At 58.8% G+C, this 24,949-nt stretch carries 31 protein-coding genes; 24 read left to right on the top strand and 7 right to left on the bottom strand.

What is annotated here, in order from left to right:
* Nucleotides 1–111: 111 nt before the first annotated feature.
* The 11 genes from DSM25558_RS23635 to DSM25558_RS23685 all read left to right on the top strand — a co-directional run bounded on the left by DSM25558_RS23635 (nucleotide 112) and on the right by DSM25558_RS23685 (nucleotide 12,278).
* Nucleotides 112–1,203 carry an ABC transporter ATP-binding protein gene (locus DSM25558_RS23635; RefSeq protein ID WP_077107110.1) on the top strand — a complete coding sequence of 364 codons (1,092 nt, stop codon included), beginning with the start codon at nucleotides 112–114 and terminating at the stop codon, nucleotides 1,201–1,203.
* Nucleotides 1,204–1,245: 42 nt separating this feature from the next.
* Nucleotides 1,246–1,977, top strand: a complete 732-nt coding sequence (locus DSM25558_RS23640; RefSeq protein WP_077107111.1) for an HAD-IA family hydrolase — start codon at nucleotides 1,246–1,248, stop codon at nucleotides 1,975–1,977.
* A gap of 15 nt (nucleotides 1,978–1,992) precedes the next feature.
* The gene (locus DSM25558_RS23645) at nucleotides 1,993–3,300 is read left to right on the top strand and encodes an NAD(P)/FAD-dependent oxidoreductase (protein ID WP_077107112.1); all 1,308 of its coding nucleotides are present in this window, start codon (nucleotides 1,993–1,995) and stop codon (nucleotides 3,298–3,300) included.
* Nucleotides 3,301–3,359: 59 nt separating this feature from the next.
* Nucleotides 3,360–4,400, top strand: coding sequence for an ABC transporter substrate-binding protein (locus tag DSM25558_RS23650; RefSeq protein ID WP_077107113.1), 1,041 nt, complete (start codon nucleotides 3,360–3,362; stop codon nucleotides 4,398–4,400).
* A gap of 25 nt (nucleotides 4,401–4,425) precedes the next feature.
* Nucleotides 4,426–5,298, top strand: coding sequence for an ABC transporter permease (locus DSM25558_RS23655; protein WP_077107132.1), 873 nt, complete (start codon nucleotides 4,426–4,428; stop codon nucleotides 5,296–5,298).
* Nucleotides 5,299–5,301: 3 nt separating this feature from the next.
* Complete coding sequence (locus DSM25558_RS23660) at nucleotides 5,302–6,099, top strand: ABC transporter permease (RefSeq protein ID WP_077107114.1); 798 nt, start codon at nucleotides 5,302–5,304, stop codon at nucleotides 6,097–6,099.
* Nucleotides 6,096–7,790, top strand: coding sequence for a GMC family oxidoreductase (locus DSM25558_RS23665; protein WP_077107115.1), 1,695 nt, complete (start codon nucleotides 6,096–6,098; stop codon nucleotides 7,788–7,790). The genes DSM25558_RS23660 and DSM25558_RS23665 overlap by 4 nt, the downstream gene beginning before the upstream one ends.
* A gap of 18 nt (nucleotides 7,791–7,808) precedes the next feature.
* Nucleotides 7,809–9,236 carry an aldehyde dehydrogenase family protein gene (locus DSM25558_RS23670; RefSeq protein ID WP_077107133.1) on the top strand — a complete coding sequence of 476 codons (1,428 nt, stop codon included), beginning with the start codon at nucleotides 7,809–7,811 and terminating at the stop codon, nucleotides 9,234–9,236.
* 91 nt (nucleotides 9,237–9,327) lie between these two features.
* Entirely contained in the window at nucleotides 9,328–10,797 is a 1,470-nt protein-coding gene (locus DSM25558_RS23675; RefSeq protein WP_077107116.1) for an NAD-dependent succinate-semialdehyde dehydrogenase, read from the top strand.
* Nucleotides 10,798–10,826: 29 nt separating this feature from the next.
* On the top strand, nucleotides 10,827–11,900 hold the full coding sequence (locus DSM25558_RS23680) for a tartrate dehydrogenase (RefSeq protein WP_077107117.1): 1,074 nt from the start codon (nucleotides 10,827–10,829) through the stop codon (nucleotides 11,898–11,900).
* A 21-nt stretch (nucleotides 11,901–11,921) separates the two neighbouring features.
* Complete coding sequence (locus DSM25558_RS23685) at nucleotides 11,922–12,278, top strand: cupin domain-containing protein (RefSeq protein ID WP_077107118.1); 357 nt, start codon at nucleotides 11,922–11,924, stop codon at nucleotides 12,276–12,278.
* A gap of 67 nt (nucleotides 12,279–12,345) precedes the next feature.
* Here DSM25558_RS23685 and DSM25558_RS23690 read toward each other — a convergent pair whose 3' ends face one another.
* Both DSM25558_RS23690 and DSM25558_RS23695 read right to left on the bottom strand, forming a co-directional pair.
* Nucleotides 12,346–12,666 (bottom strand): DoxX family protein, encoded by a 321-nt coding sequence (locus tag DSM25558_RS23690; RefSeq protein ID WP_077107119.1) that lies wholly within the window; start codon nucleotides 12,664–12,666, stop codon nucleotides 12,346–12,348.
* 104 nt (nucleotides 12,667–12,770) lie between these two features.
* Nucleotides 12,771–13,349, bottom strand: a complete 579-nt coding sequence (locus tag DSM25558_RS23695; RefSeq protein WP_077107120.1) for a flavodoxin family protein — start codon at nucleotides 13,347–13,349, stop codon at nucleotides 12,771–12,773.
* A gap of 147 nt (nucleotides 13,350–13,496) precedes the next feature.
* Here DSM25558_RS23695 and DSM25558_RS23700 point away from each other — a divergent pair, with 147 nt between their 5' ends.
* Nucleotides 13,497–14,408 (top strand): LysR family transcriptional regulator, encoded by a 912-nt coding sequence (locus DSM25558_RS23700; protein WP_077107121.1) that lies wholly within the window; start codon nucleotides 13,497–13,499, stop codon nucleotides 14,406–14,408.
* A 532-nt stretch (nucleotides 14,409–14,940) separates the two neighbouring features.
* Here the strand turns inward: DSM25558_RS23700 and DSM25558_RS23705 are convergent.
* Entirely contained in the window at nucleotides 14,941–15,831 is an 891-nt protein-coding gene (locus DSM25558_RS23705; protein WP_077107134.1) for a LysR family transcriptional regulator, read from the bottom strand.
* 105 nt (nucleotides 15,832–15,936) lie between these two features.
* Here DSM25558_RS23705 and DSM25558_RS23710 point away from each other — a divergent pair, with 105 nt between their 5' ends.
* Both DSM25558_RS23710 and DSM25558_RS23715 read left to right on the top strand, forming a co-directional pair.
* The gene (locus DSM25558_RS23710; protein ID WP_077107135.1) at nucleotides 15,937–16,953 is read left to right on the top strand and encodes an NADP-dependent oxidoreductase; all 1,017 of its coding nucleotides are present in this window, start codon (nucleotides 15,937–15,939) and stop codon (nucleotides 16,951–16,953) included.
* A 71-nt stretch (nucleotides 16,954–17,024) separates the two neighbouring features.
* The gene (locus DSM25558_RS23715; RefSeq protein WP_077107122.1) at nucleotides 17,025–17,327 is read left to right on the top strand and encodes a putative quinol monooxygenase; all 303 of its coding nucleotides are present in this window, start codon (nucleotides 17,025–17,027) and stop codon (nucleotides 17,325–17,327) included.
* Between the two features lie 305 nt (nucleotides 17,328–17,632).
* Here DSM25558_RS23715 and DSM25558_RS23720 read toward each other — a convergent pair whose 3' ends face one another.
* The gene (locus DSM25558_RS23720; protein WP_077107123.1) at nucleotides 17,633–17,812 is read right to left on the bottom strand and encodes a hypothetical protein; all 180 of its coding nucleotides are present in this window, start codon (nucleotides 17,810–17,812) and stop codon (nucleotides 17,633–17,635) included.
* 187 nt (nucleotides 17,813–17,999) lie between these two features.
* Between DSM25558_RS23720 and DSM25558_RS29485 the strand changes: the two genes are divergently transcribed.
* On the top strand, nucleotides 18,000–18,686 hold the full coding sequence (locus DSM25558_RS29485) for a helix-turn-helix domain-containing protein (protein WP_244554290.1): 687 nt from the start codon (nucleotides 18,000–18,002) through the stop codon (nucleotides 18,684–18,686).
* A 30-nt stretch (nucleotides 18,687–18,716) separates the two neighbouring features.
* On the opposite strand, the gene DSM25558_RS23730 is transcribed toward DSM25558_RS29485, so the two are convergent.
* Nucleotides 18,717–19,103, bottom strand: a complete 387-nt coding sequence (locus tag DSM25558_RS23730; protein ID WP_077107125.1) for a type II toxin-antitoxin system RelE/ParE family toxin — start codon at nucleotides 19,101–19,103, stop codon at nucleotides 18,717–18,719.
* Between the two features lie 145 nt (nucleotides 19,104–19,248).
* Between DSM25558_RS23730 and DSM25558_RS23735 the strand changes: the two genes are divergently transcribed.
* Nucleotides 19,249–19,452: a cold-shock protein gene (locus DSM25558_RS23735; protein ID WP_011654114.1), complete on the top strand. Its 204-nt coding sequence runs from the start codon at nucleotides 19,249–19,251 to the stop codon at nucleotides 19,450–19,452.
* 301 nt (nucleotides 19,453–19,753) lie between these two features.
* The gene (locus DSM25558_RS23740; protein ID WP_077107126.1) at nucleotides 19,754–20,566 is read left to right on the top strand and encodes an NYN domain-containing protein; all 813 of its coding nucleotides are present in this window, start codon (nucleotides 19,754–19,756) and stop codon (nucleotides 20,564–20,566) included.
* A 122-nt stretch (nucleotides 20,567–20,688) separates the two neighbouring features.
* Here the strand turns inward: DSM25558_RS23740 and DSM25558_RS28625 are convergent, their stop codons facing one another.
* Nucleotides 20,689–20,892: a hypothetical protein gene (locus DSM25558_RS28625; protein ID WP_077107127.1), complete on the bottom strand. Its 204-nt coding sequence runs from the start codon at nucleotides 20,890–20,892 to the stop codon at nucleotides 20,689–20,691.
* A 46-nt stretch (nucleotides 20,893–20,938) separates the two neighbouring features.
* Between DSM25558_RS28625 and DSM25558_RS29490 the strand changes: the two genes are divergently transcribed.
* Nucleotides 20,939–21,097, top strand: coding sequence for a helix-turn-helix domain-containing protein (locus DSM25558_RS29490; RefSeq protein WP_256387092.1), 159 nt, complete (start codon nucleotides 20,939–20,941; stop codon nucleotides 21,095–21,097).
* Between the two features lie 146 nt (nucleotides 21,098–21,243).
* On the opposite strand, the gene DSM25558_RS23755 is transcribed toward DSM25558_RS29490, so the two are convergent.
* Nucleotides 21,244–22,140, bottom strand: a complete 897-nt coding sequence (locus tag DSM25558_RS23755; protein ID WP_200800794.1) for a LysR family transcriptional regulator — start codon at nucleotides 22,138–22,140, stop codon at nucleotides 21,244–21,246.
* Between the two features lie 26 nt (nucleotides 22,141–22,166).
* Here DSM25558_RS23755 and DSM25558_RS29495 point away from each other — a divergent pair, with 26 nt between their 5' ends.
* The 6 genes from DSM25558_RS29495 (at nucleotide 22,167) to DSM25558_RS29505 (ending at nucleotide 24,916) form a co-directional block, all read left to right on the top strand.
* Nucleotides 22,167–22,508 (top strand): hypothetical protein, encoded by a 342-nt coding sequence (locus DSM25558_RS29495; RefSeq protein ID WP_244554291.1) that lies wholly within the window; start codon nucleotides 22,167–22,169, stop codon nucleotides 22,506–22,508.
* A 288-nt stretch (nucleotides 22,509–22,796) separates the two neighbouring features.
* Nucleotides 22,797–23,117 (top strand): class III extradiol ring-cleavage dioxygenase family protein, encoded by a 321-nt coding sequence (locus DSM25558_RS29500; protein ID WP_244554292.1) that lies wholly within the window; start codon nucleotides 22,797–22,799, stop codon nucleotides 23,115–23,117.
* A gap of 13 nt (nucleotides 23,118–23,130) precedes the next feature.
* Nucleotides 23,131–23,511, top strand: a complete 381-nt coding sequence (locus DSM25558_RS23765; protein WP_077107128.1) for a glutathione S-transferase N-terminal domain-containing protein — start codon at nucleotides 23,131–23,133, stop codon at nucleotides 23,509–23,511.
* Between the two features lie 31 nt (nucleotides 23,512–23,542).
* Complete coding sequence (locus tag DSM25558_RS23770; protein WP_077107129.1) at nucleotides 23,543–23,941, top strand: DoxX family protein; 399 nt, start codon at nucleotides 23,543–23,545, stop codon at nucleotides 23,939–23,941.
* A 289-nt stretch (nucleotides 23,942–24,230) separates the two neighbouring features.
* Nucleotides 24,231–24,431 carry a hypothetical protein gene (locus DSM25558_RS29860; RefSeq protein ID WP_371480481.1) on the top strand — a complete coding sequence of 67 codons (201 nt, stop codon included), beginning with the start codon at nucleotides 24,231–24,233 and terminating at the stop codon, nucleotides 24,429–24,431.
* Entirely contained in the window at nucleotides 24,380–24,916 is a 537-nt protein-coding gene (locus tag DSM25558_RS29505) for an MDR/zinc-dependent alcohol dehydrogenase-like family protein (RefSeq protein WP_244554293.1), read from the top strand. The genes DSM25558_RS29860 and DSM25558_RS29505 overlap by 52 nt, the downstream gene beginning before the upstream one ends.
* Nucleotides 24,917–24,949 lie beyond the last annotated feature (33 nt).

Raw genomic sequence — 24,949 nt, forward strand, 5'->3', positions numbered from 1 at the left:
TTAGGGCAAGCGAAGCCCAAGCGCGACAGATATGTTCAGGTTTCTGCTCAACAGCAAATGCGGCGCCGGTCATCCGAACCTTTGCGCGCATTAATTTTGCAGTGGGATCAGATGGTTGTTTTGAAAAAATCAGAACGCGTGGGCGTTTCTATCCGCTCGGCACACAAGAGCTATGGGGCTTTTCAGGCCCTGGACGATGTTAGCTTGGAAGTCGCGGCGGGAGAATTCGTCTCCATTCTCGGGCCATCGGGTTCCGGCAAGACAACCTTCTTGGGAATCCTCGGCGGCTTCGTCCAACCGACGTCGGGCTCCATCTGGCTCGGCGAACGGGATATTACATTCGAGCCGCCACACAAACGCGATATCGGAATCGTCTTTCAGAACTACGCGCTCTTCCCGCATATGAGCGTCGCCGAGAACATCACATTTCCGCTGCGGGCGCGCCGCCTACCGAAATCGAGCTGGCCCGGAATGCTGCGCGAAGCCCTGGATATGGTCGAGCTCGCCGGATACGAGCAGCGGCGCATCCACGAACTTTCTGGCGGACAGCGCCAGCGTGTTGCGCTTGCCCGTGCCATGATCTTCGAGCCGGGACTGATCCTGATGGACGAGCCGCTTTCGGCGCTCGATAAACAACTCCGTGAATCCATGCAGATAGAACTCAAGCGGCTTCACCGGAAGCTCGGCGCGACGATCATCTACGTTACCCATGACCAGCGAGAGGCTTTGACGATGAGCGACCGCGTCGCCATCATGAACAAAGGCCGCTTTGTCCAAGTCGATACGCCGGAGCAACTTCACGACCACCCCGCCGATTCCTTTGTTGCCCGTTTCATCGGCGAAGCAACACTGTTATCGGTCGAGCGGGCCAGCGAAGACACGGTCCGGCTCGGCGATGTCGTCCTGCGCACGTCGCACGCCGTCCCCCAGAACACCCGTCTGCATCTCGCGGTCCACTCCGAAAAGCTCGTCGTCGCCGATGGCAACGAAGTGGCCGGTGTCAATCGACTGACCGGAACCGTGACTGAGACACTCTACCAGGGCGAAAGCATCCGGGTTTTTCTGAAGCTCTCGTCCGGTGACGACCTCAGCCTCAGGCTTGCCAGCAACCATGCCGGCCGATTGCAACTTAAAAAGCCCGGCGAAGCCATAACCGTGGCGTTGCATCCAGAAGATACGATCGTGGTGCCGGAAGCGTCCTAAAACCTGCCGTTCCAACCTTACAGTCAACAAGGAAAGAAGACTATGAACCTCACCCACTTCAAGGTCATGACCTTCGATGTCGTCGGTACTTTGATCGATTTCGAAACGGGCGTGCTGAATGCCGTTCGGGCATTGGGCGGCGAAAAGGCCGCCCGCGCTTCTGACGATGCGATCTTTGAACCTTATAAGCGCGGCCGCGACAAGTTCTACGGTCGTTCCTCCTTCGCAATGAAGGATGTCTATCTGTCGCTGGCAACAGAACTCGACCTGACGCGCGATGATGCGACGGCGGAGGCCTTCCAACTCGCCGTCTTGCGCTGGCCAGCGTTTTCCGACTCGGTCGACGCCCTGGCCCGTCTGCGCAAGAATTTCCGGCTGGTTGCGATGACCAATGCTGACCGTACCGCCTTCTCGGCCTATTCGGCGACGCTGGGCAATCCCTTCCATGACAGCGTTACCTGCGATGAGGCCGGATGCGCCAAACCCAACCCGCAGTTCTTCGCTTTCAACAAGGGCCGTCAATCAGCCTCCGGCTATAAGCAGTCCGAAATCTTGCATGTTGCCCAGAGCCAGCATCACGATATCGGCATAGCCAAGGATCTGGGCTACACGACCTGCTGGATCGAGCGGCGCCAAGGCCAGCAGGGCTTTGGCGGCACGCCAGAACCCAAGGTGCTGACCAAGCCGGACTTCCATTTTTCTTCGCTAAAGCAGCTTGCTGACGCGGTTGATGCCGAATTGGCCGCAGGCATCCAGACCGCCAGCGCAGCCTGATCACGGAACCCAAAAATGATGACCGCCCATCCTCCTTTCCCTGACATTGCCTCGCTCTGGCAGGAGACAGCTGCCGACCGCCCGGTCTTCGGTGCGCTGACGGGCGGTCGTCACTACGACATTGCCATTATCGGCGGCGGTTACACCGGCTTGTCGACGGCACGCTACCTTGCCCGCCGGGGCCAATCGGCCGTTGTGCTGGAAGCAAGCCGCATCGGCTGGGGCGCAAGCGGACGCAACGGCGGCGTGGTCTCGGGCAAGTTCCGGCTTGCCTTTTCTGAGATTTCCGCACGTTACGGCATCGACACGGCCCGCCGCATGCACGATCTCGGCATCGAGGCCATCGATCATGTCGGGGAGCTTGTCGAGGATTACGGTATTGCCGCAGCCGATTATCGGCCGACGGGGTCGTTGCGCTGCGCGCATAATGCAGTCTCGCTCACTTCGCTGAAGAAGGAAGTCGAGTGGCTGCATCAGGCGCTCGGTGATCGCGCCTGCTCCATTTTGTCGGCGGCCGAAATGGAGGCGGAGACCGGCTCGCGAGATTTTCTGGGCGGCATGCTCAACACCCATGGCGGCATCATCCATCCGCTCAATTTCGTGTTCGGGATCGCTGCCGGCCTAAAAAAGTCGGGCATCGATGTCTTCGAAAACACCCCGGTGACGGCACTCCGCCGCGAGGGATCCGGCATGCTTCTGGAAACATCGGGGGGCACAGTCACGGCCCGGCAGGTGGTGATTGCCACCAATTCCTATTCGGACCTGACCCCTGCCACCTCAGCGGTACGCAAGGCCATCATACCCTTCCGTTCGGCAATGATCGCCACAGCGCCGCTTTCCGGAATGTCGGGTAGAAAGCTGCTGGCGCAGGGCCGCAGCTACACCGAAACCCGTCGGATGATGCGCTGGTTCCGCAAGGCGGGCGACCGCCATAAAGCAGGCGGTCGCGGCGCCTTCGGAAAAACAGACTCTGGGGCCGCGTTTGCGGCGCTGCACCGGGCGATGGTGCGGCAGTTCCCGGAACTTGCGGGCGTTGCCATCACACATCGGTGGTCGGGTCTGGTTGCCATGACGATGGACAGCATACCGCATGCAGGTAGGCTGGATGACCGTATCGTCTACGCAATCGGCTACAACGGTACCGGGGTGGCATTGGCCTCCAACATGGGCAAGCACATTGCGGCAATCGTCGCTGGTGAAAGTCCAAATCTCGGGCTTTTGACTTCTGAACGGCTCAAACCCGTTCCTTTCTATCCCGTCAGGGAGCCTGCTGTCCGGCTTGTCGCCGGCTGGTACCAGTTCCTCGATGCAATCGGGCGTTAAGACCCGGCATTCAACCATTAAAACGGGGCTCAAAGCCCCGCCACAAGAGGAGAACGGACATGATACACAAACTTTCCACACTCGTGCTTTCCGCTTCAGCCATCGCTTTTTCCGCCGGTATCGCGTCGGCGGAACAGATCACTTTCGTCTCACAGGGCGGCGCCTATCAGGAGGCGCAGACCAAGGCCATCCTCGATCCGGTTGCCAAGCTACTCGGCATTACTGTCAATCAGGACAGCGCGCCCGACGCATGGCCCGTCATCAAGACCCAGACCGCAACGGGCAAGCCAATTTGGGATGTGATCGATACACCGACACAAGACTGCATCCGCGGCGGCCAGCAGGGCATGATCGAGCCTTTGGATTTCGCCAAGATCCCCAATGCCGACAAGATGCCTGCCGCTTACAAGAGCGCCTACTCCGTCGCCTATGAGTTCTATTCCAGCGTTCTTGCCTACAACAAGGACAAGTTTGGCGACAAGCCGCCGCAAACCTGGGCGGATTTCTGGGACGTGAAGACATTTCCAGGAACGCGCGCGCTGCGCAACCACCCGCTGGCTACACTTGAAGCAGCCCTTCTTGCCGATGGCGTTCCAGCCGACAAGCTCTATCCACTGGATGTCGATCGCGCTTTCAAGAAGCTTGAAGAAATTAAACCGTACGTGACCGTCTGGTGGACGTCGGGCGCTCAGTCGGCGCAGCTTCTCGCTGACGGCGAGGTTGATATGGAAATGGCCTGGAACGGCCGTGTGACGGCAGTGGCCAAGGAAGGCGCTCCGATCAGCTACACCTTCAACCAGGGCTTCCTGCAATATACGTCGCTTTGCATTCTGAAGGGTGCGCCCAATCTGGAAACAGCGGTCAAGTTCGTCAACGCGGCCATGACGCCCGACATCCAGGCCAATTTCCCGACCTACATCGATTACGGCCCGGGTAACCCTGAAGCCTACAACACCGGCAAGATTTCGCCGGAACGTGCGGCAGAAATGCCAAGTTCACCTGAAAACGCCGAAAAGCAGGTGCTGGTGTCGGACGAATGGTGGACATCGCCGGCTGGTGAGGAAGCGCAGAAGCGTTGGGCGTCCTTCATCCAGCAGTAATTTCGGTGAATTGAGGAGTGTCATGATGACCACGTCGACGAACAATCCATCGATGCAGCATGATCGCAAGGAGCAACGGCTGATGCTGTTGCTTCTCGCGCCGGCGCTCCTCGTCATCGTCTCGCTGCTGATCGTGCCGCTTGTCTGGCTCGCCTGGCAGTCGATCTGGCAGGACGGCGGGTTCACCGTTATAAACTACCAACGGTTTTTGACCGATTCCGTCTACTGGATGACGTTCCTGCAGACCTTCCGCATCGCCATTGTCGTGACGCTCGTGACGCTATTGCTTGGCTATCCCGTCGCCTACGTGGCGGCGGCCCTGCCCCAACGGTGGAGCGTGCTGGTTCTAGCAATGGTGCTCCTGCCCTTTTGGACCAGCGTGCTGGTCAGGGCCTATGCGTGGCTCATCCTGTTACAGCGAACCGGCATCGTCAATTCCGCGCTCAAGAAGGCCGGGCTGATAGACACGCCGTTGCTGCTGATCAACAATGAATTCGGCACGGTACTGGCGACGATCCATATCCTCTTGCCATTCATGGTTTTGCCGCTCTATGCCACAATGAAGAAGATCCCGCCTGAACTCACTATGGCAGGTGCCAGCCTCGGTGGCTCGCCATCGCATGTCTTCACCCGGATTTTCCTGCCTTTGTCGCTGCCTGGAGTGATCGCCGGCGTGGTGCTGGTGTTCGTGCTGACCCTCGGCTTCTACATCACGCCGGAACTGCTGGGCGGCGGACGGACCTATATGGTTTCCATGCTCGTGTCCCGCAATATCCAGGTCTACAACGAATGGGGCGCGGCTTCGTCGATTAGCGTGGTGCTGATGCTCTGCGTCTTCCTGATCTTCAGGCTCGCAAGCATGCTTATTCCGTTTGAACGCATCATGGGAACGAGGTGACGCATGCGCATATCCAACATTCTGCTTTACAGCTTTGTCGCGCTCATTCTCGCCTGGCTGATCATCCCGATCGTCATCATCGTGCCAATGTCGTTTTCAAGCGCCCGCTTCCTGACATTTCCGCCGCCGTCCTTGTCGTTGCGCTGGTACGAGGCCTATCTCGGCAACCCAGTTTGGATGCAAGCCACGCGGGTCAGTCTGATCGTCTCAGTTTCGAGTGCTATCCTGGCAACCATTTTCGGCACGGCGGCAGCCTATGCGCTGAACATGACATCCTCCCGGCTGGTGCGCAGCCTGCAGATGCTGTTGCTGCTGCCGCTCGTCGTGCCGATCGTCATCACCGCCGTCGGCGTCTTCCTCGTCTATGCCCAGGTCGGTCTGCTCGCCAGTATGACTGGGCTGATCCTCGCCAATATGATGCTCGGCCTTCCCTATGTGGTCATCTCCGTTCTGGTGGGCCTGAGGAAATTCGATCCGACGCAGGAAATGGTGTCGCGCAGCCTCGGCATGAACCGGCTGCGCACCTTCTTCGTGGTCACCCTGCCGCAGATCCGCCCGAGCGTGATTTCCGGCATGTTGTTCGCCTTCATCTCCGCCATCGACGAGACCGTCGTGTCGCTGTTCATTGCTGGCGGCGAATACCAGACGCTGACCAAGCGCATGTTCACGGCACTGCGTGACGAGATCGACCCGACGATCGCGGCAATCAGCTCATTGCTGACAGCGATTTCCTTCATCCTGGTAATGCTGGTGGCGCTCAATGCCCGTAGCTCCGATCGCAAGCAAGGCAAGGTGGCATGATCCCCGATCACCTGATCCTTGGCGGCGGCTCGGCAGGCTGCGTGCTCGCAGCACGGCTGTCGGAAGATCCAAACCGGACGGTTGTTCTTGTCGAGGCCGGACGCAATATCGCCGCAGGTGATATGCCCGACGCGGTGCGCAGCCGTTATCCCGGCCGTGCCTATCTCGACACCCGCAACATCTGGTCCTCGCTCACTTCGCTGATGGGCTATTCCAGGTCCAACAGCGCGCCACCGACACCGCGCCGCTACGAACAGGCGAAAATCCTCGGCGGCGGTTCGGCGATCAATGCGTTGATGGCCAATCGCGGCGCGCCCTCCGACTACGCGGAATGGCAGGCGCTGGGCGCCGAGGGCTGGGGTTGGGAAGACTGCTTGCCCTATTTCCGCAAGATCGAGACCGACCGCGATTTCGACGGGCCGCTCCATGGAACCGATGGGCCGCTGACGATCCGGCGGATCGCCAGTGAGAAGATATCGCCCTTCGTCGATCGCGTTATGCAGACGTTGGAGGCGCGTGGTCACCCGATCCGTACCGATCAGAACGGCCCCTGGCAGGACGGCACTTTTCGCGGCTCGATTGCCGTCAGCGACGCCGGCGAACGTCTGCCCACCTCAATCGCCTATCTAACGCCAGACGTCCGCCGTCGTCCGAACCTCAGGATCATCACCGACAGCACCGCCACCCGCATCCTGTTCGACGGCGTCAGGGCAGTTGGAGCCGAGATTGCCGGTAACATCTCACAGACGATCACGGCGAAGGAGGTCATCGTTGCGTCAGGCGCCATCCACTCGCCGGCCTTGCTGCTGCGCTCTGGCATTGGCCCCGGCGCCGATTTGAGGGCACTTGGCATTCCGGTCATTGCATCGCGTTCCGGCATCGGCCGCAACCTGATGGAGCACCCTTCCATCGCGGTCGCCGCCTACCTGCCGCCATCGATGCGGGTGCGCGATCGGGAAGAACATCACGAACAGGCGATCTGGCGCTTTTCATCGGGCTTGCCGGAAACGCCACAGGGCGACATGCACGCCGCCATCTTGTCGCGCTCCGGCTGGCATTCGGTCGGGCTGCGGATGGGCAGCCTGTTCTTCTGGGTCAACAAGTCTTATTCGCGTGGGTCCCTCAAACTTGCCTCTACCGATCCGCTTGTCGAGCCCGAAGTCGATTTCCGGATGCTGAGCGACGAACGCGATCTGGAACGGCTAAAAATGGCTCTGCGCATGGGCGCGCAAACCCTGCGCGACCCGCATTTGGACGGCTACAGAGGGACGGTATTTCCCTCCAGCTATTCCCCCCGTGTCGCAAAAGTCGCCGTTCCCGGCGCATGGAATGCGCTGCAGCGGGGAGCGCTGTCGGCAATGCTTGACCTCGCCGGGCCTCTGCGTGCAGCGCTGGTCCATTCCGCCGTTACACTCGGGACCACCATTGACGGATTGCTCGATGACGATACAGCTTTAACCGAATTCGTCCGGCGGCATGTCGGCGGCACTTGGCACCCCTCCGGCACCTGCCGCATGGGCGCCCCCGCCGACCCGATGACGGTGACCTCGCCATCCGGCCGTGTTTATGGCGTCGAGGGACTGCGGGTCTGCGATGCGTCGCTGATGCCGTCCATTCCCTGCGCCAACACCAACATACCGACAATCATGATCGCCGAGCGGATCGCAGATTTCATCCGCAACGGGCAATAAATGGCGACGGAGACAGCCATGAACAATGCGCGCAAATTTTACATCGATGGGGAATGGGTCGAGCCGATCGGCCAGCACACGCTTGATGTCATCGATCCGGCCACCGAACAGCCTTTTGCGACGATCGCCATGGGCAGCGCCGCAGATGCGGAGAAGGCGATTGTCGCCGCCCGAGCCGCTTTTGCCAGCTTTTCCGAAATCTCCAAAGCGGAGCGCCTTGAACTGCTGAGGCGTATCCTCAGTATTCTCACACGCCGTAACGATCAGATCGGCGATATCATTTCCAAGGAGATGGGCGCGCCGCTCGCTATGTCCCGCAGCCAGCAAGCCGGCATCGGACTTGCGCATTTCGCCGAAACGATCAAGGCGATGGAAGCCTTTGATTTCGAGTATATGCAAGGAACCACGCGGATCGTTCACGAACCCGTCGGTGTCGTCGGCATGATCACGCCCTGGAACTGGCCGATCAACCAGATCGCCTGCAAGGTTGCCCCAGCGCTTGCCACCGGCTGCACCATGGTGCTGAAACCCTCGGAAATCGCGCCACTCAACGCCATTCTCTTCGCCGAGATCCTGCATGAGGCGGGCGTCCCCAAAGGCGTCTTCAATCTCGTCAACGGCGACGGCCCGACCGTCGGAGCCCTGCTTGCCAGCCATCCCGACATCGACATGGTCTCGTTCACCGGCTCCACCCGCGCCGGCATTTCCGTGGCGCAAGCCGCAGCGCCCACGGTCAAGCGGGTCCACCAGGAACTCGGCGGAAAATCCCCCAATATCGTGCTCCGCAGCGCCGATCTGGACGCTGCCGTCAGCGCCGGGGTCCGACGGTGCATCGACAATTCCGGCCAGTCCTGCAATGCGCCGACCCGGTTGCTGGTACCGATGGAACACATGGACGAGGCCATTGCCATCGCCGCCCGAACGGCGGATGCCATCACCGTTGGTGCGCCATCCGATCCCTCCACCAATATCGGCCCGGTGGTCAGCCAACTGCAATTCGACAAAATACAACGCCTGATTCACAAGGGAATCGCGGAAGGCGCCGAACTCGTTGCCGGCGGACCGGATCGGCCAGCCCACCTGAATGCCGGCTATTATGTCCGCCCGACCGTGTTTGCGCGCGTCACCAGCGATATGACCATCGCCCGCGAGGAGATCTTCGGGCCAGTGCTGGCCATTCTCGGTTACGAGACCGAGAACGACGCCGTAACCATCGCCAACGACACGCCCTATGGACTGGCCGCCTATATCCAGGGAGATCCGGCCGAGGCGCGCGCCCTGTCGCGCAAGTTGCGCGCCGGCATCGTGCGGCTAAACAGCTCCGCCTGGGATGGCGCCGCCCCCTTCGGCGGCTACAAGCAATCCGGAAACGGCCGCGAATACGGCAAGTTCGGCCTGCACGAATTCACAGAAATCAAGGGCGTCGTCGGCTACGCCGACGATTGAGTCATTTCCAGACCCGAGCCGGACAGAGGGGGCGGCGGGCAAACCGGCCCCGCCCTGATCGACAGAAAGCTGGACCATTGAGGAAGACGATATGCTGAATTTGAAAGATCCCACCCTGTTCGTCGAAAAGGCGCTGATCGGTGGCGCCTGGCTATCGGCCGGCTCGGGCGCCACTGTGGCCGTCGACAATCCCGCCACCGGAGACGTCATTGGCCATATCCCCGATTGCGATGCCAGCGATACGCAGGCAGCCATTGCGGCGGCCTCGGAGGCTTTGCGGACATGGCGTCTGACGACGCCTGGAGAGCGATCCCGCCTTCTGGAACGCTGGCACGCTTTGATGCTGGAACATGTCGACGATCTGGCCGAGATCATGACGGCCGAGCAGGGCAAGCCGCTGGCGGAAGCGCGCGGCGAGGTACTCTACGGCGCATCCTTCATCAAGTGGTTTGCCGAGGAAGCGCGCCGCACCTACGGCATGACATTGCCGGCCCCTTCTGCCGATCGCCGTATTCTCCTGACCAAGGAGCCGGTCGGTGTCGCCGCCATCATCACGCCCTGGAATTTTCCCAATGCGATGATCACCCGAAAATGTGGCCCGGCATTGGCGGCCGGCTGCACCGTTGTCATCAAGCCTTCGGACTTCACCCCCTATTCCGCCCTGGCGCTCGGCGTACTGGCGCAGCGCGCCGGCATTCCGCCCGGCGTCATCAACATCGTCACCGGCCTGCCCCAAGCGATCGGCGCCACGCTGATGGCAAGCCCGGACGTGCGCAAAGTGTCCTTCACCGGTTCGACCGGTATCGGTTCGATGCTGATGGCGCAGAGCGCGCCGACCGTCAAACGCCTCAGCCTGGAACTGGGCGGCAACGCACCTTTTATCGTCTTTGACGATGCAGATCTCGATGTCGCCGTCGAGGCGGCGATCGCCTCGAAGTTCCGCAATGGCGGCCAGACCTGCGTCTGCGCCAACCGGCTGCTTGTCCAGGATGGCATTCACGATGCATTCGCTGAACGGTTGGCGGCGCGGGTCGGCGCCATGCAAGTTGGCCCCGGCACCAAGACGGGCACCGATATCGGGCCGATGATCAACGATGCCGCCGTCGCCAAGATCCACGCTCATGTCGCCGATGCGCTGGCGCTGGGAGCCGAAAACATAACCCCGCGAGACACCCTTCCTGAAGGCAGCCGCTATGTTGCACCGACGGTGCTGAAAGGCGCCACAATGGCTATGCGCCTCGCGAGCGAAGAAACGTTCGGGCCGGTGGCGCCGCTCTTCCGCTTCGGCGACGAAGCCGAGGCCATCGCCATCGCCAACGACACGCCATTCGGCCTGGCCGCCTATTTTTTCACCGAGAATCTGCACCGCGCTTGGCGCGTCAGTGAAGCCTTGGAATTCGGCATGGTGGGGCTCAATACCGGCAGCGTGTCGATGGAGATCGCGCCCTTCGGCGGCATCAAGCAATCTGGTCTTGGCCGTGAAGGAGGGCCGACCGGCATCGATGAATATCTCGAAACCAAGGCCTTCCACATGGGCGGCCTGAAGACCAGAGCACTGTAAGACTGCGATTGCCGAGAAGGAGAGAACCATTGGCCGAGCGAACCTATGATATTGCCGTCATTGCCGGCGACGGCATCGGTAAGGAAGTGATGCCCGAAGGCATCCGCGTGCTGGAGGCGGCGGCCAGTCGCTACGGCTTTACGATCAAGCAGAAATGGCATGACTTCGGCAACTGCGACTACTACGCCCGGCACGGCCGGATGATGCCCCAGAACTGGAAGGAGGAGATCGGCAGGCCTTCGGCGATCTTCTTCGGCGCCGTTGGCTGGCCAGACATCGTGCCCGACCACATATCACTCTGGGGCTCGCTGCTGCAGTTCCGTCGCGAATACGACCAATATGTCAACCTGCGGCCGGTGCGTCTTATGAAGGGCGTGCCCTGCCCGCTCGCCGGCCGCAAGCCCGGCGACATCGACTTCTGGGTGGTGCGTGAGAATACCGAGGGCGAATATTCGTCCGTCGGGGGACGCATGTTCGAGGGTACAGACCGCGAAATGGTGCTGCAGGAAACGATCATGACCCGCAAGGGCGTCGATCGCATCCTCAAATTCGCCTTCGATCTGGCGCAAAAGCGGCCGCGCAAGCTCCTTACCTCGGCCACCAAATCCAACGGTATCGCTATCACCATGCCTTACTGGGATGAACGCGTCGAAACAATCGCGAAAAACTATCCCGATGTAAGCTGGAACAAGTTTCACATCGATATCCTGACAGCCAATTTCGTGCTCAAACCGCAGATTTTCGACGTTGTTGTCGGCTCCAACCTATTTGGAGACATATTGTCCGACCTTGGCCCTGCCTGCGCCGGCACGATCGGCATCGCCCCGTCAGGCAACATCAATCCAGGCGGCGAGCACCCTTCCCTGTTCGAACCGGTGCATGGTTCGGCGCCTGATATAGCCGGCAAGAACGTCGCCAATCCGATCGGCCAAATCTGGTCGGCTGCCATGATGCTCGAACATCTCGGCGAAATGGAAGCCGCAGCTGGTATCATGGCGGCGGTTGAGACGGTGCTCAAGCAACCCGCCCTGCGCACCCACGATCTCGGCGGAACCGCCAGTACGCAGGCCTGCGGAAAATCAATCGCGGACGCGCTTTCGTGATGCAAATTGGAGAGCAATAGTATGTCGAACATGATCGTTTTCGATCTGCAGAATCCCGGTATCGCGCGGGAAAGCCAGGCCCTTCCGGAACGCCTTATCGAGGGTAGCCCGTCCTACAAGACATGGGAACAGGACAATGTAGCGAATGGCCGAATTCGCTCCGGTATCTGGGAGGCGACACCGGGCGCGACCCGATCGATCAAGGGCGAGACCTGGGAATATTGCACCATTCTGTCAGGCGTCATCGAACTTGTCGAAGACGACAAGGAGCCGCGACGCCTGGTTGCCGGCGATACGTTCATCCTGCGTCCCGGCTTTACCGGAACCTGGCGGACAATCGAAACGGTCCGCAAACTCTGGGTCATCGTGTCGCCTTAGGCTCGTGCCGTTGATAGAGCTGGACCAAGGCTATCAAATGCTGATGGTATGAAATTGTTTGTTTCGCCTACGACGTGACACTTGCTGCCACGAGGCCAACCAAGAAGACACCAATCGGCACCAAATGCGAAAATTCCCGGTGGCGCACCACAGTGAACGCCGCTGCGGCCAGAACGAGCGCACCGATAACCAGGCCTGCCGTCTGAGTGGCAGGAAAGGCAATCAGCGCGGCGCTTGCCAGTTCCAGCAAGCCGGTCGCCCGGCACCACCATTGGGGATAACCCCAGCGAACAAAGCTTTCCTGTTGGGCCGCCAGGCCAATAGCATTGAATAGCCCGGCACCAGCGAATCCAGCGATGACAAGGCAGATGAAAATTGTGTGCAGCATAGGTGCTTTTCCGAATGGTTTTCAGAAATCATGGTGACCGTTTCGCCGCCTGAACTATAAAAGCTGGTTTGGAGATCAGAAACCAGCAATTGATCGTTTGGCTTTCAGGCTATCTGAGCCGTTGCAAATCGGCTGGCAATTTCGGCAACGCGAACGCCGTAAAGCCGGGCTGTCTCAAGATCGCCTTCCGACATTTCGCCTGGGGCTGCATCTGCGTCGGACTGTGCCATCGGCCCGATATACGAGCCCATTCTGTTCAGATCGTCACGTTTGGACGCCTTGACGTTCGCAGGCTTCATAGCGAGGCTAACCCACACGCCACCGTGCTGGCCTGCCAGGAGGAGGAAATATTGCAAGGTGTTGAGCTTGTCGCCGTTGATACTGGCGCTGTTGGTGAAGCCGCCGAATACCTTGTTCTTCCACTTTTCTCCGAACCACGGTTTTGAAGAGGTGTCGGCAAACTTTTTAAACTGCCAGGTAGGGCCGCCCATGTAGGTTGGCGAGCCAAAGATGATGGCATCCGCATCATCGAGAGCGTCCCACGCGTCCTGCGAGAGGTTGCCTTCGGCATCGATCGCGATCAGCAACGCAGATGCGCCTTCGGCGACGACTTCTGCGAGCCGTTTCGTGTGTCCGTAGCCGGAGTGGTAGACGACAACGGTCTTGGTGCTTGATTGGGTCATTGTATGTCCTTGGCGCTTGGGCGTTCCGTCGTATCGACGGTGCATTGTTCGTGCCCATGCCAAAATTACTGTTTTGCCATTCGATGATAAACCACGCTATAAGGAACAGATTGTTCTTCCTAACTGGTCCAATTGAGACGTGTTAAAATGCATAGCCTTGAGCCAATCCTCATCTTCATCCGGGTTGCCGAGATGGGGAGCTTCACTCGCGCGGCCGATAGCCTTGGCATACAGAAGGGGCGCGCCTCCACCGCCGTTCGCAAGCTCGAAGAGGAGGTCGGCGTTCGATTGCTGCACCGGACGACGCGAAGTGTGCAACTCACGGAAGACGGACGGGCCTACCATGCGCGCGCTCGCGACATTCTTGCCAACGTAGACGATCTACAATCGATGTTTGCGAAAGATCGCGTTGCGCTCCGAGGTAGCCTGCGGGTCGATCTGCCGACAGAACTCGCGCGTACGACCATCATACCAGCCCTGCCGGAATTCATGGCCTCCCATCCAGAGCTGGAGCTGGAGATATCGAGCACGGATCGGCAGGTCGATCTTGTTCAGGAGGGCTTCGACTGTGTTCTCCGGATCGGACCGATTGGGGATGAGACGCTGATCGCCCGTCGGCTCGGCCGGCTGCGTATGGTGAATGCGGCGAGCCCAATCTACATGGCACGCCACGGCATCCCTCAAACTCTGGAAGACCTGCAACTGCAGACGCACCGCGCAATCCATTACAGCAGGACACTCGGTGCCAAGCCCTATGGCTGGGAGTATCCGGACGGGAGTGACGGCAACTATGCGACACTTCCGCTTCCGGGTGCTCTGCATGTCAATAGTGTGCAGACTTATGAGGCTGCCGGTCTCGCAGGTATGGGACTGATCCAAGCTGCGTATTCAGGTATACGCCAGCACCTGGAGAGCGGAGCACTCGTTGAAATTCTGCCTGATTTCCGCCCGGAGCCATTGGACGTGTCGCTTGTGGTCGCTCATCGCCAAAACCTGTCACGCCGTGTCCGAGCATTCATGGGATGGATCGAAGAGGTGCTCCGGCCTTATCTGGAATAGCTTGGTGACCGCTCAGTGCCACAAATGTCATTCTGAGGCATGTTCGGATAGCGGAGAAGGTTCAATTCGTTCGATGCTGCTATCGCCCGACATCGCGGAAGCCAGCATGAGTTCTCAACGTCCATCCTCTCCAATTTTTTTTGCGGTAACCGACCAAGTTCAGAAAGTCCTTGTCTGGACCAGGGTCGTCAAAAGCCTTGGATGGTTGGCAATGATCAATTTGTGAAGTTGCGCACTGAAGGTATCTTCGGCCGAAGCGTGACGCCAACCGACGCCGGTCGCGTGCTGGCGGGGTACAAGCTTAACCTTCAGCAAGATTGAAGAGTATCGGAGCTTTCAGCATAGCGCCGGCCGAAGAGGACGGGAAAGCGGGAATTCTCGTTGCGTTTTCGCCGGAAACCGGGCCGCCGCAGGAGCCTTGGCGAAGCGCCGCAACGCGGAAGGCGGGACCGACTGCCCCGGCGAAACGCTCCGTAGATTTTCCTCCATGCGGACACGAACAGCTTTGTCTTCGTGCTCCAGTGAGAGGTTGCTAGGCGAGTTCGATCAACATGTCCAAAAAGGCACGGACGGACGGGTTGGTCCGTCGGCTCTCGGGCCAGACCGCGGTGATGTTGTTCCGGTCGACGGCAAATTCGGACAGGATTGGGATCAACTCCCCGCGCTTGACCAATGCGGCAGCAGCGAAGCTCGTGCCCATTCCGATGCCAGCGCCCCCAGCAATCGCGGCCATAACGGCTTCACTTGCATCGACAACGACGCCGGAATTAGGAACGACCTCGACCTCCCGATCGCCAATCCGGAATGGCCATCGAAACAGCTGGCCCGTGCTTTGATAGCGCATACTAACCGTTTCGTGCGACTCCAGATCACGTGGGTGCTTCGGAGTTATGTGCAGGCTGAGATAATCTGGCGACGCGTAGCAACAGAGCCGATGCGGCGAAAGCCGGCGCGACAGAAGCCGCGAGTCGGCAAGTTCGCCGATGCGGACAGCCAGATCGATACCTTCTTCGATGAGATCGACCATGTGGTCACTCAGCCGCAGATCGATCGTCACCTTGGGGTGCAGCTTTCGAAACCCAGCAAGCGCAGGGGCGATGACATGCAAGCCGATGGGCAGGGACGCTGCAATTCGCAAGCTGCCAGACGGGACCGCGCGTGCCGCTTTTGCAACCTGCTCGATCTCTTCTGCATCGCGCAGCAGACGAAGCGCGCGCTCATGCAAGTCGCGTCCCTCGGCGGTTAGCGTTAGCGAACGCGTCGTGCGGGTGAACAGCGACACGCCAAGATGCTGTTCAAGCCGTTGGACGCTCTTGCTGATCGCCGAAGGGGAGATGGACAGCGATCGAGCGGCAGCCGTGTAGCTCCCCAGGGATCCGGCTTTCGCGAAGGCGATAAGCCCGGTTAGCCTCTCAAAAGCCATTTGTTCCTTCATGGCACTATTAAAGCGAACTTCGGCGCAATTATCAACATCCGATCCCGGCATTATCTGTTGCGGGAATAACCGATACCAGAAAGCGAGACTATGATGACTGAAATGATGAAAGCGGTTCAGCTCCACGAATTCGGAGGCCCGGAGGTTCTGCTATATGAGGAAGCTCCTCGACCCACTCGGGCAAGCGACGAAGTGCTCGTTCGCGTTCATGCCGCAAGCCTTAACCCGCCGGACCTTTACCTGCGTGACGGTTATCGGGCGTTGCCTGCCGAATGGCGACCCAACGCCACTTTTCCGCTGATCCTTGGCACTGATGTTTCCGGGGTGGTCGCTGCAGTGGGCGATAACGTCTCGCAATTCGGCCTCGGTGATGAAGTCTACGCTATGGTGCGGTTCCCCGAAGACCTGATGACAGGTAGCGGTGCTTACGCTGAATATGTCTGTGTGCCCGCATCAGAACTGGCGATGAAGCCTGCTGGGATAGATCACGTTCAAGCTGCTGGAGCGCCCATGTCGTTGCTGACGGTCTGGCAGTTTTTGGTGGACCTCGGCCATCACGCACCGAACCCGTTTCAATCGTTCGATCACGCACCAATTCCACTCGATGGCAAAACTGTTTTGGTCAACGGAGCGGGAGGCGGCGTCGGGCATCTGGCGGTTCAGGTGGCGAAAGTGAAAGGAGCGCGTGTGATCGCTGTTGCCTCCAGCAAGCACCAGGCGCTTCTGCGAGACTTGGGCGCTGAGCAGTTCGTTGATTACACCACTACTTCTGTTGAGGCGGCCGCACGGGATGTGGATCTTGTGATCGATGCCGTCGGCGGTCCGCACATCGAGCGTTTTATAAGCGTCATCAAGCCTGGCGGAGCCCTCTTTCTGGTTAATCCCCTCGGTTTCGCAGGTCACGCCGAGGCAGCCGAACGCGGAATAACAGTGTCGTCGACACAGGTGCGCTCGAGCGGCGCGCAACTGGCTGAGGCCGGCCGCCTCCTTAACGACGGCACTATCCGCGTCGTGATCGACAGCGTCTATCCATTGGCGGAAGCGTCCGCTGCCCACCAACGCGCCTCCCGAGGGAGCATCCAAGGCAAAGTCGTTCTGTCTGTCGTGTGAGACATCGATAACGATCGCCCACACTAAATCAGTCGGCAGTCGTGGGCTGCCAGCATTGGAAGGAACGCTTGATGCTGTTGATAATCGGATATGTTCAGGTTGATCCAACTGACGTAGCGCAGTTTATAGCAGATCTGAGGGAGCTTGCGATCGCCACACGAAAACGTCCCGGAAACTTTGCCTATGATGCGGGGATAGAGGATCCAGTTGCTGGACGGCTGCTCATATCGGAACGCTGGGCAGATCAGCAGGCGCTCACCGCTCATCTTGATGCTGCCGATACCGTCGCCTTCGTCGCTCGATGGCAGGGTCGGATGCAGGGTACTGTCCGCAAATTTGACGCTTCGAACGAGAGAGGTCTGATGGATCGATAGTGCCGAGGTCAAGCTGTCGAATTCGTCTCAGGTCACGGGTGACCCAAGCCTAAACAATTTCGATCCGCCCGCGAATAGCTTCAGGCCGTCTCACGCGCTAACTCCACGCGTGCAACGATCAAACCCTATTGTAGTCGAGCCCGCGCAATAGGACGCTGTTATCAAGAGCGCCGCTTCATGGCGGCCTACCGTCGTATCTCAGGGCGCGGTTTGCAATTTGCAGATCTGCGAGGCAAGCTCGGCGAAGCCTCCCTTGCGCGCGCATCAGCGCAAGCGGCACGCGCTCCCCCGAAGGGGTGATCGGCTCAATGAGCCGATCCATAGGCAAACGGGTCATAGATATTGATGATGGCGTCCTCGTCGCCGTCATACTCGGCGGAAGGCATGACGCCGATTTCGCCGTCTATTTCGAAGAGGGTGACCGGGACCATCAGGGTCCGGGCAAGATCGAATGCGTGGTTTTGTGCGAGGCTGAGATCCGACATGTGAGGCTCCATCCGTTGGCGGGGCCGATCCCCGCTCGATGGCGCCCGTTTGGTCCAGGCCCGGCCGCGGTCACCTCGGCGGCGCAGCCAGAGAGGTCGCAGGAACTGCGAACCCCTCGTGGGTTGACCGTCCAAGGACGGGACTGGATTAGGGATGCCAGACAAGAGAGCGGGATCGGAAACGCCAATGGTTGGAGCGTTCATCGATCCCGTCCGAATTGCAGGCCAATCATCCGATCATTCGATCCGTCGGCGTACAAAACCCCGGATAGCATTGGGTGAGTTCTGCCTTCCGTATGACAGCGGAATTGTCAAAGTCGCTCCTGATGCGCTCCGAACGCCCTCGCCAAGACAGGCACCAGGAATGAAAGCCCGCGCGGTGGAGACTTGGTGGCAGCAAGACTTTGGCTCAGCCACCTGCCCGGCCCAAAGGGCGACAGCCTTGCAGCGTTCCGCACTCGTTCGCACGATTCAGCGTTGCCAACTTGACGGCTCCGTCATTTTGACCTATTTACAGAATTCTGTAATTTTTGAAGTCCGGAATTGTGCGATGACTCAGCTTGAATACGATAACATCTTTGAAGCGATTACGGACGATCCGATCGAAGCAGCGGATCTGACATTGCGATCGGATCTCGTCAACACGCTTGTCGCCATCTTCAAGGAGCGCGGCTGGAAGAACGCCGATATCGGCACTGCCCTCGACATCCCGCAGTCGCGCGTCAGTGAACTCGTGCGCGGTAAGATCGCCGTCCTTTCGGTCCAGAAGCTTTTTGGCTACCTGGCAATCCTCGGCTATCGCTTCAAGCCGTCGCTTGATGGAAACCATCACGTGGTTTGCCGTGTCGAAGAAAAACAAAAAGAGGCCGCATAAACGGCCTCTCCTTGCTCCAATTTCGGAGTGTTATTTCTTCGTCGGTTTTTTGTCTTTAGCCGCCTTCGCTTCAGCCTGGGTCACTTCCCGAACCTCGGCCATCATTTCCTTGTAGCGGGACAGTGCAGTGTCCATTTCCTTCTGATCAGCCTTTTCGCTGGTCTTGGTAAAGGCGTGGAGAATGTAGACGGTGTCGAGGTGCTTTGCGCAGTAGACGGCTCGATAGGCGGGCGAACCGTTTTCGCGCAGTTCGATGACGCCCTTCCATTCGCCTCTGAGAACCTTGAAGTCATCCAGCGGGTCCTCTTCCTCCTGAACTCTCCGGATCTCGCCTGAAAAATTGATTCTAATATCGGTCGGCAGGTCCATAAAGGCGCGCTTGGCGCCGTCGTTCACAAACTTAAATTTCTTGGACATCTAGTTTCAAATTCCTCATTGCTTATAGGACTCTCTTTCTCCCGCTAAGCGGGGTTGGATTTGCCTGGATGCAAAGCACACCCAGACATGCAAACTTTAACACAGCTTTGCGTCAGAAGGCCGCAAAAATTGAAAAGGAACTGTCATGCCAACCGGTACTGTTAAATTTTTCAACGACGATAAGGGATTTGGTTTCATCACGCCGGAGACAGGCGGAACGGACGTGTTCGTTCACGTGTCTGCCTTGCAGCAAGGCGGGTCGCTGAGAGAAGGTGACAAAGTCACTTTCGAAGTTGGCCAGGACCGCAAGACCGGAAAATCGAAGGCTGAGAACGTTAGCGTGCTCTGACCTGCGGGCCGCGAGGCCAGCCTGTTCGTCAAATCTGGGCAAGCTGGTCTCGTCCGCGCTCAACCGGGCTTACTGAAGATTACGGCTCGTCACCTTCAACGTATCGATGTGCAAGTCGGGCACTTGTCCCGAGTTGGAGACTATGCCGAGCCCGCTCCCTATGACGCGAGATTTCCGGTCGGACGCTGGTATCAGAACAGACGATGCACCAGACTGATGCTGACAAGGACGTCGTCGAAACCATCCGTGTCGTCTATTTCCGCTAGGCTCTCGAATGAATTTATGGAAAAGGAACGATCCGATGGCAGAGGCAAACGCAACACTGGCGCTGATCATCGACGGCGACAACGCAACGCCCAAAATTGTCAAAGGCCTACTCGCCGAGATCGCCAATTACGGAACCGCCAGCGTCAAACGTGTCTATGGCGACTGGACCAAACCCAATCTCAACGGCTGGAAGGAATGCCTGCTCGAACATTCGATCCAGCCGGTCCAGCAGTTCGCCTATACCACCGGCAAGAATGCCACCGATGGCGCGATGATCATCGACGCCATGGATCTTCTCTACACCGGACGCTTCTCCGGATTTTGCATCGTCTCCAGTGACAGTGATTTCGCCAGACTTGCAGCGAGGATCCGCGAACAGGGTGTGACCGTCTACGGATTCGGAGAACGCAAGACCCCTCGTCCCTTCATCACTGCCTGCGACAAGTTCGTCTATTTCGACGTCCTCAATGCGTCGGTCGACGAACCGGCTGCCGTCGTTGCAGCAGCAGATCCCGTTCGAAAAGTCGCCAAGAAGGACACCCCGGTCCAAGGCGCGGCACCTGTTGTCCCGGTCACTCCCGTTAAGAGCAAGATCGACAAGACCCTGATCGATATGCTGACCAAAGCCGTCATCGCCACCGCCGACGAAGACGGCTGGGTCAATCTCGGTGCTGTCGGCAGTCATGTCGCAAAGCAGTCACCCGAATTCGATTCCAGAAACTACGGCTTTGCCCGTCTCAGTGAGCTCGTCGAGGCGACGGGGAAATTTGACATCGACCGATCCGGCAAGGCGCAGAAAGGCGTCCTTATCCATCTCAAATCGGCATCGACCGCGACCAAAAGGTGAAAGGAGTATTCCGATGGCACGCGAGAGCATCGAGGAACGCCTCTCCCGGATCGAGGTCCAGCGGAAAACCCTTAATTCCCGTCTCGGCGAGCAGGGGTATAAGAGGCCGTAACGAAGACCGCCTAGAATGACGATAGGAAGAAACAGCGCCCAGCTGGAATCGAGCGACGGATACCGATTTCGCGCCAGGTCGCACGCTTGTCGCGGCTTGGCTTGTAGTTGCGTTTCTTGGACATAATGGCAACGGTGATGGCGATAGCCACTGAGATAAGCAGACCCGGCAGATAATTAGTGATGAAGATGCGGGTAATGGAACTCAAGTTCATCAAAGGCAGGCAATGAACGGGTATCGACGCGGCAAAAGCTGACGGCATCTACACGGGTAGGAAAAAGAATGATGATGACGCGGAAATCCGCAGGCGGATCGCGGCTGGCGCAATGAAAGCCGCCGTCGCTCGTGAACTGAACATTTCCAGGATGACTGTCTACTGCGCCTTGGAAGGTCAAGGTTCGCAGTCAGCTTCGACATGATGCACGTTCGCTATTCGTTCTCTTAGCTGGCCAAAATCGCAGTTTCCGGCCGATTGGGCCGTTTAACTGCCAAACGGCAGGAAACCATCAAAACGGGTGATGACCGACAGATGTGTATGGGCCCGGAAGACGTCGGTGGTTGAACGTCAGAATAACTGGGGTGAGCGCAGCACGAGAAAATCGATGAACGTGCGGACTTTCGCGGAAAGATATTTCCTGCTTGGGTAAACGGCATGGAGGGTGTTGCTGACGCCGAGCGTATCCGGAAACAGCAGTTCAAGCCGGCCTGCTTTCAAATCTTCCGCCACTAGCCATTCCGGTAGGAAGACCATGCCCATTCCCCGTAAAGCCGCCAAGTGCAGAAGTGTCTCGTTGCTACTCAGCAGCACGTTGCGGACAGTGACTCTAAGGCGTTCGTTGTGACTGCCGAAGAGGATGCTGTCGCTGACACTGGTACCATTGTAGCGAAGCATCGCATGGCCGTTCAAACCCGCAATGGTCTGCGGTCGCCCGGCATGATTGAGATAATCCGGCGATGCCATCAGGCGGAATTCTATCGTGGCGAGTGGCCGCGCAACGAGACCCGGATCGAGCCGGTCGGAAGACATTGCTCGCAGTGCAAGATCAAAGCCTTCGTCGACCATGTTGGTGATCCGGCCGCTCAGATCCATGTCCAGACTGACTTCCGGATAACGCTGGTTGTATTCGGCCAGAAGGTTAACAAAGCCTGAACTGGCCGCCCACACCGGCGCACTGAATTTGAGCGTTCCGCGCGGCGCAACCGTGACATTACCGATCGACGCTTCCAGTTCGTCGAGCCCTTCAAGCATTTGCTTGGTTTGGCTGAAATACAGCGCGCCGGTTTCCGTGAGCGTGACACTCCGGCTGGTCCGATTAAGCAGCCGGCTTCCTAGGCGCTTTTCTAGGCGCATAACGTGTTTGCTCACCATTGCTGGCGACAGGTTCAAACGGCCTGCTGCCCCAGTGAAGCTCTTGAACTCGGCGACCAGGCAAAAAACCCGCAGGCTCAACATCGTATCCATGATCATCAACATAGAGGAAATGATGCATGTTGGTAAAGCTTATTGATCAGTCCAGGGAAAACAAGAACAGTTGCGGGGAAGACTGGCGGATGGAAGTGCTTGACCCGCCCAACGTCCGACTGCAGCGGCGGGGCCCAGAAAGGAATGGCGACGTGACGACATCGAAATTACCTACTTATTTCCTCAGCCATGGCGGCGGCCCCTGGCCCTATATGACCGGTGGCTTTCGCAGCAATTTCGACAAACTTGAGCAGTCCTTGATCGAGATGCGGGCGGAACTTCAATACCAGCCCAAGGCTGTGCTAGTTGTTCCGGCCATTGGGAGGAAAAAGGCTTTGCCGTCTCCTCGGGCAGCAACCCAGGCATGATTTACGACTACAGCGGCTTCCCCGACTATCTCTATCAGATCAAATATGGCGCGCCGGGCTCCCCCCAGCTCGCGCGTCATTGATTGATCTCTGCACTCTACCGGCATCGACGCCAGGCCCGACGCCAACCGCGGCTTCGATCACGGCACGTTTAGCCTCATGAAGCCGCTTTATCCAGACGAGAATATTCCGGTGGTTCAGCTCTCTCTGGATGCCCGCTACGATCCGGCGCTGCATCTCAAGGTCGGCAGGGCCTCGCGCCGCTGCGCGACGAAGGCGTGCTGATCATTGGCAGCGGTCTCAGCTACCACAACCTGTCGGCCATGCAGGGCACAGAAGGACATCGCCCCTCCCGTCATTTTGACGCCTGGCTGCAGGAAACGTTGGTCCCTCGCTTTCGCTAAGCGAACCGAGCGGCTTGTCGAATGGGAGAAGGCGCCCGCTGCCCGCGCGGCCCATCCACGTGAAGATCACCTGATCCCGTTGATGGTGGCGGTGGGTGCGGCCGAGGACGAGCCGGGCTTTGTTACCTATCACCAGAACGACTTCGCCGGTGGCCTAACCGCATCGAGCTTCCGCTTCGGCGATGTTCCCTCAGCCCTCAACTAAAAGGAGATGCGCAATGACCAGCGCACTATTCAGGCCGATCGTCTATCTCAAGGAAAACTGCCCATTCTGCCTCAAGGTTCGCCTCTTCCTGCTGGAAGCGGGACTGGCCTCAGACGTCGAAACCCGCGACTTTGTTTCAGACAGCGAACACGAAGAGACGATCCGCGCCGAGCTTCAGCCGCATCTCGACAAGGTTACCTTTCCCGCCGCTCAGCTTGAGCCCGGCCTATACGTCACGGAATCCGACGACATCGTCGCATTCCTTGCAGCCAAGGCAGGCCGTGATCCGGCCAGCATGACGGTTTATCGGAACTATGTCGACGGCGTCTTCGCCATGTCGATGAAGCTCTGGAAAGAAAACCAAGAACTGAAGAAGGCGGCACCCGCCACCTGATTTCTCACACAACCCACATTGGAAACTCTCGATGACCGATAACAGTAAATGGACGCCATACGTCCTCGCAATCTTGCGCATCATTACCGCGCTTCTCTTTCTAGAACACGCGACCATGAAATTCCTGCAATTTCCGGGTCCGGTTCCAGGCGTGCCCTATCCACTTCCCACCATCATGCTCATCGCAGGTGCAATTGAGGTGATCACCTCCGCTCTGATGCTGGTCGGCTTTCGAACCCGCGTCGCCGCTTTCATCGCTTCGGGCGAAATGGCGGCTGCCTACTTCATGGGCCACCTGCCCTATGGCTTCTGGCCGGCGCTGAACATGGGCGAAGTTGCGATCCTCTTCTGTTTCATCTTCCTCTACATTGCCTTTGCTGGTGGCGGGGCATGGGCGCTCGATACCACGCGTCGTTCTGCTAAGGCATGAGGCGATAGGAGTCGGCCTATACCAGGCTGCACATGGCAGCCCTGTCCCGCACACAAACGCACGAGAAAATCTGGAGATCAAAATGAAAGCGGCCCTTCTCAAATCCTACGGCGATATCGATCGTTCGAGATCGGCGATATCCCGACGCCGAAGCCTGGACCGGGCGAGATCTTGATCAAGATCGAGGCATCCGCTGTTAATCCTTTCGACTTATTCTCCGCCAGGGGTTCATGGCCAACTCATCCCGCTTCCGCTACCGGCCGTACTCGGGGGAGACGCGGCCGGCACCATCGCGGCACTTGGCGACGGCGTCACCGGTTTTGAGTCGGGGGGCGAGTTGTCGCTGATTTCGCGGCAAACGGCAAAGGGCCCATGCGAATATGGTGTGCTTCCCGCACATCCGTCGCCAAACTCCGGCTGGCCTGAGCTTCGAACAGGGTGCGTCGCTGGTCAAGGCCGGTTGACCGGGCGGCAGGCGTCGAGGCACTAGGTGTCAAGGCCGGCGACCGGGTTCTTGTCTCCGGCGGCCTCGGTGCCGTCGGCCGTTCCGCCATCCAATATCTCAAGCAGATTGGCGCGAAGCCGGTTGCCGGCGTCCGTGCCGAGCGATTGAACGAAGGCCGGGAACTGGCGGGCGATGCGCTTGATATCACTCTCCCCACCGCAAGCCCGGTTTTTAGCTATGCCATCAGCACTGCCGGCCCGGTGGCTGGCAACCTGATCAGTCATGTGCGCGATGGCGGCACGATTGCAAGCATCGTTCCGGTGCCGGAAGCCGCCAAAAACGGAGAGCGTGTCACCATTCATGAACTCTTCCACCGCACCGATGCAGTGACGCTCGACGCCGTGCTTGATGCTGCCCTGCGCGGTCTGTTGATTATCCCGATTTCCCATATCTTTCCTCTTGAGGAGATTGGTCTGGCGCAAAATACCGTAGCAGCGGGAGCACCGGGCAAAGTCGTGCTCAAGCACTGAGGGATCAAGACAGCGCCTGCCTGTCAACGACTT

The organism is Agrobacterium sp. DSM 25558 (assembly GCF_900100825.1).
GTDB lineage: Bacteria > Pseudomonadota > Alphaproteobacteria > Rhizobiales > Rhizobiaceae > Agrobacterium.

Coding starts and splice junctions, on each gene's coding strand:
- DSM25558_RS23635 (WP_077107110.1), top strand. CDS start 112: ATGGTTGTTTTGAAAAAATCAGAACGCGTGGGCGTTTCTATCCGCTCG.
- DSM25558_RS23640 (WP_077107111.1), top strand. CDS start 1,246: ATGAACCTCACCCACTTCAAGGTCATGACCTTCGATGTCGTCGGTACT.
- DSM25558_RS23645 (WP_077107112.1), top strand. CDS start 1,993: ATGATGACCGCCCATCCTCCTTTCCCTGACATTGCCTCGCTCTGGCAG.
- DSM25558_RS23650 (WP_077107113.1), top strand. CDS start 3,360: ATGATACACAAACTTTCCACACTCGTGCTTTCCGCTTCAGCCATCGCT.
- DSM25558_RS23655 (WP_077107132.1), top strand. CDS start 4,426: ATGACCACGTCGACGAACAATCCATCGATGCAGCATGATCGCAAGGAG.
- DSM25558_RS23660 (WP_077107114.1), top strand. CDS start 5,302: ATGCGCATATCCAACATTCTGCTTTACAGCTTTGTCGCGCTCATTCTC.
- DSM25558_RS23665 (WP_077107115.1), top strand. CDS start 6,096: ATGATCCCCGATCACCTGATCCTTGGCGGCGGCTCGGCAGGCTGCGTG.
- DSM25558_RS23670 (WP_077107133.1), top strand. CDS start 7,809: ATGAACAATGCGCGCAAATTTTACATCGATGGGGAATGGGTCGAGCCG.
- DSM25558_RS23675 (WP_077107116.1), top strand. CDS start 9,328: ATGCTGAATTTGAAAGATCCCACCCTGTTCGTCGAAAAGGCGCTGATC.
- DSM25558_RS23685 (WP_077107118.1), top strand. CDS start 11,922: ATGTCGAACATGATCGTTTTCGATCTGCAGAATCCCGGTATCGCGCGG.
- DSM25558_RS23690 (WP_077107119.1), bottom strand. CDS start 12,666: ATGCTGCACACAATTTTCATCTGCCTTGTCATCGCTGGATTCGCTGGT.
- DSM25558_RS23695 (WP_077107120.1), bottom strand. CDS start 13,349: ATGACCCAATCAAGCACCAAGACCGTTGTCGTCTACCACTCCGGCTAC.
- DSM25558_RS23700 (WP_077107121.1), top strand. CDS start 13,497: ATGCATAGCCTTGAGCCAATCCTCATCTTCATCCGGGTTGCCGAGATG.
- DSM25558_RS23705 (WP_077107134.1), bottom strand. CDS start 15,831: ATGGCTTTTGAGAGGCTAACCGGGCTTATCGCCTTCGCGAAAGCCGGA.
- DSM25558_RS23710 (WP_077107135.1), top strand. CDS start 15,937: ATGACTGAAATGATGAAAGCGGTTCAGCTCCACGAATTCGGAGGCCCG.
- DSM25558_RS23715 (WP_077107122.1), top strand. CDS start 17,025: ATGCTGTTGATAATCGGATATGTTCAGGTTGATCCAACTGACGTAGCG.
- DSM25558_RS23720 (WP_077107123.1), bottom strand. CDS start 17,812: ATGTCGGATCTCAGCCTCGCACAAAACCACGCATTCGATCTTGCCCGG.
- DSM25558_RS29485 (WP_244554290.1), top strand. CDS start 18,000: ATGGTTGGAGCGTTCATCGATCCCGTCCGAATTGCAGGCCAATCATCC.
- DSM25558_RS23730 (WP_077107125.1), bottom strand. CDS start 19,103: ATGTCCAAGAAATTTAAGTTTGTGAACGACGGCGCCAAGCGCGCCTTT.
- DSM25558_RS23735 (WP_011654114.1), top strand. CDS start 19,249: ATGCCAACCGGTACTGTTAAATTTTTCAACGACGATAAGGGATTTGGT.
- DSM25558_RS23740 (WP_077107126.1), top strand. CDS start 19,754: ATGGCAGAGGCAAACGCAACACTGGCGCTGATCATCGACGGCGACAAC.
- DSM25558_RS28625 (WP_077107127.1), bottom strand. CDS start 20,892: ATGAACTTGAGTTCCATTACCCGCATCTTCATCACTAATTATCTGCCG.
- DSM25558_RS23755 (WP_200800794.1), bottom strand. CDS start 22,140: ATGGATACGATGTTGAGCCTGCGGGTTTTTTGCCTGGTCGCCGAGTTC.
- DSM25558_RS29495 (WP_244554291.1), top strand. CDS start 22,167: ATGTTGGTAAAGCTTATTGATCAGTCCAGGGAAAACAAGAACAGTTGC.
- DSM25558_RS23765 (WP_077107128.1), top strand. CDS start 23,131: ATGACCAGCGCACTATTCAGGCCGATCGTCTATCTCAAGGAAAACTGC.
- DSM25558_RS23770 (WP_077107129.1), top strand. CDS start 23,543: ATGACCGATAACAGTAAATGGACGCCATACGTCCTCGCAATCTTGCGC.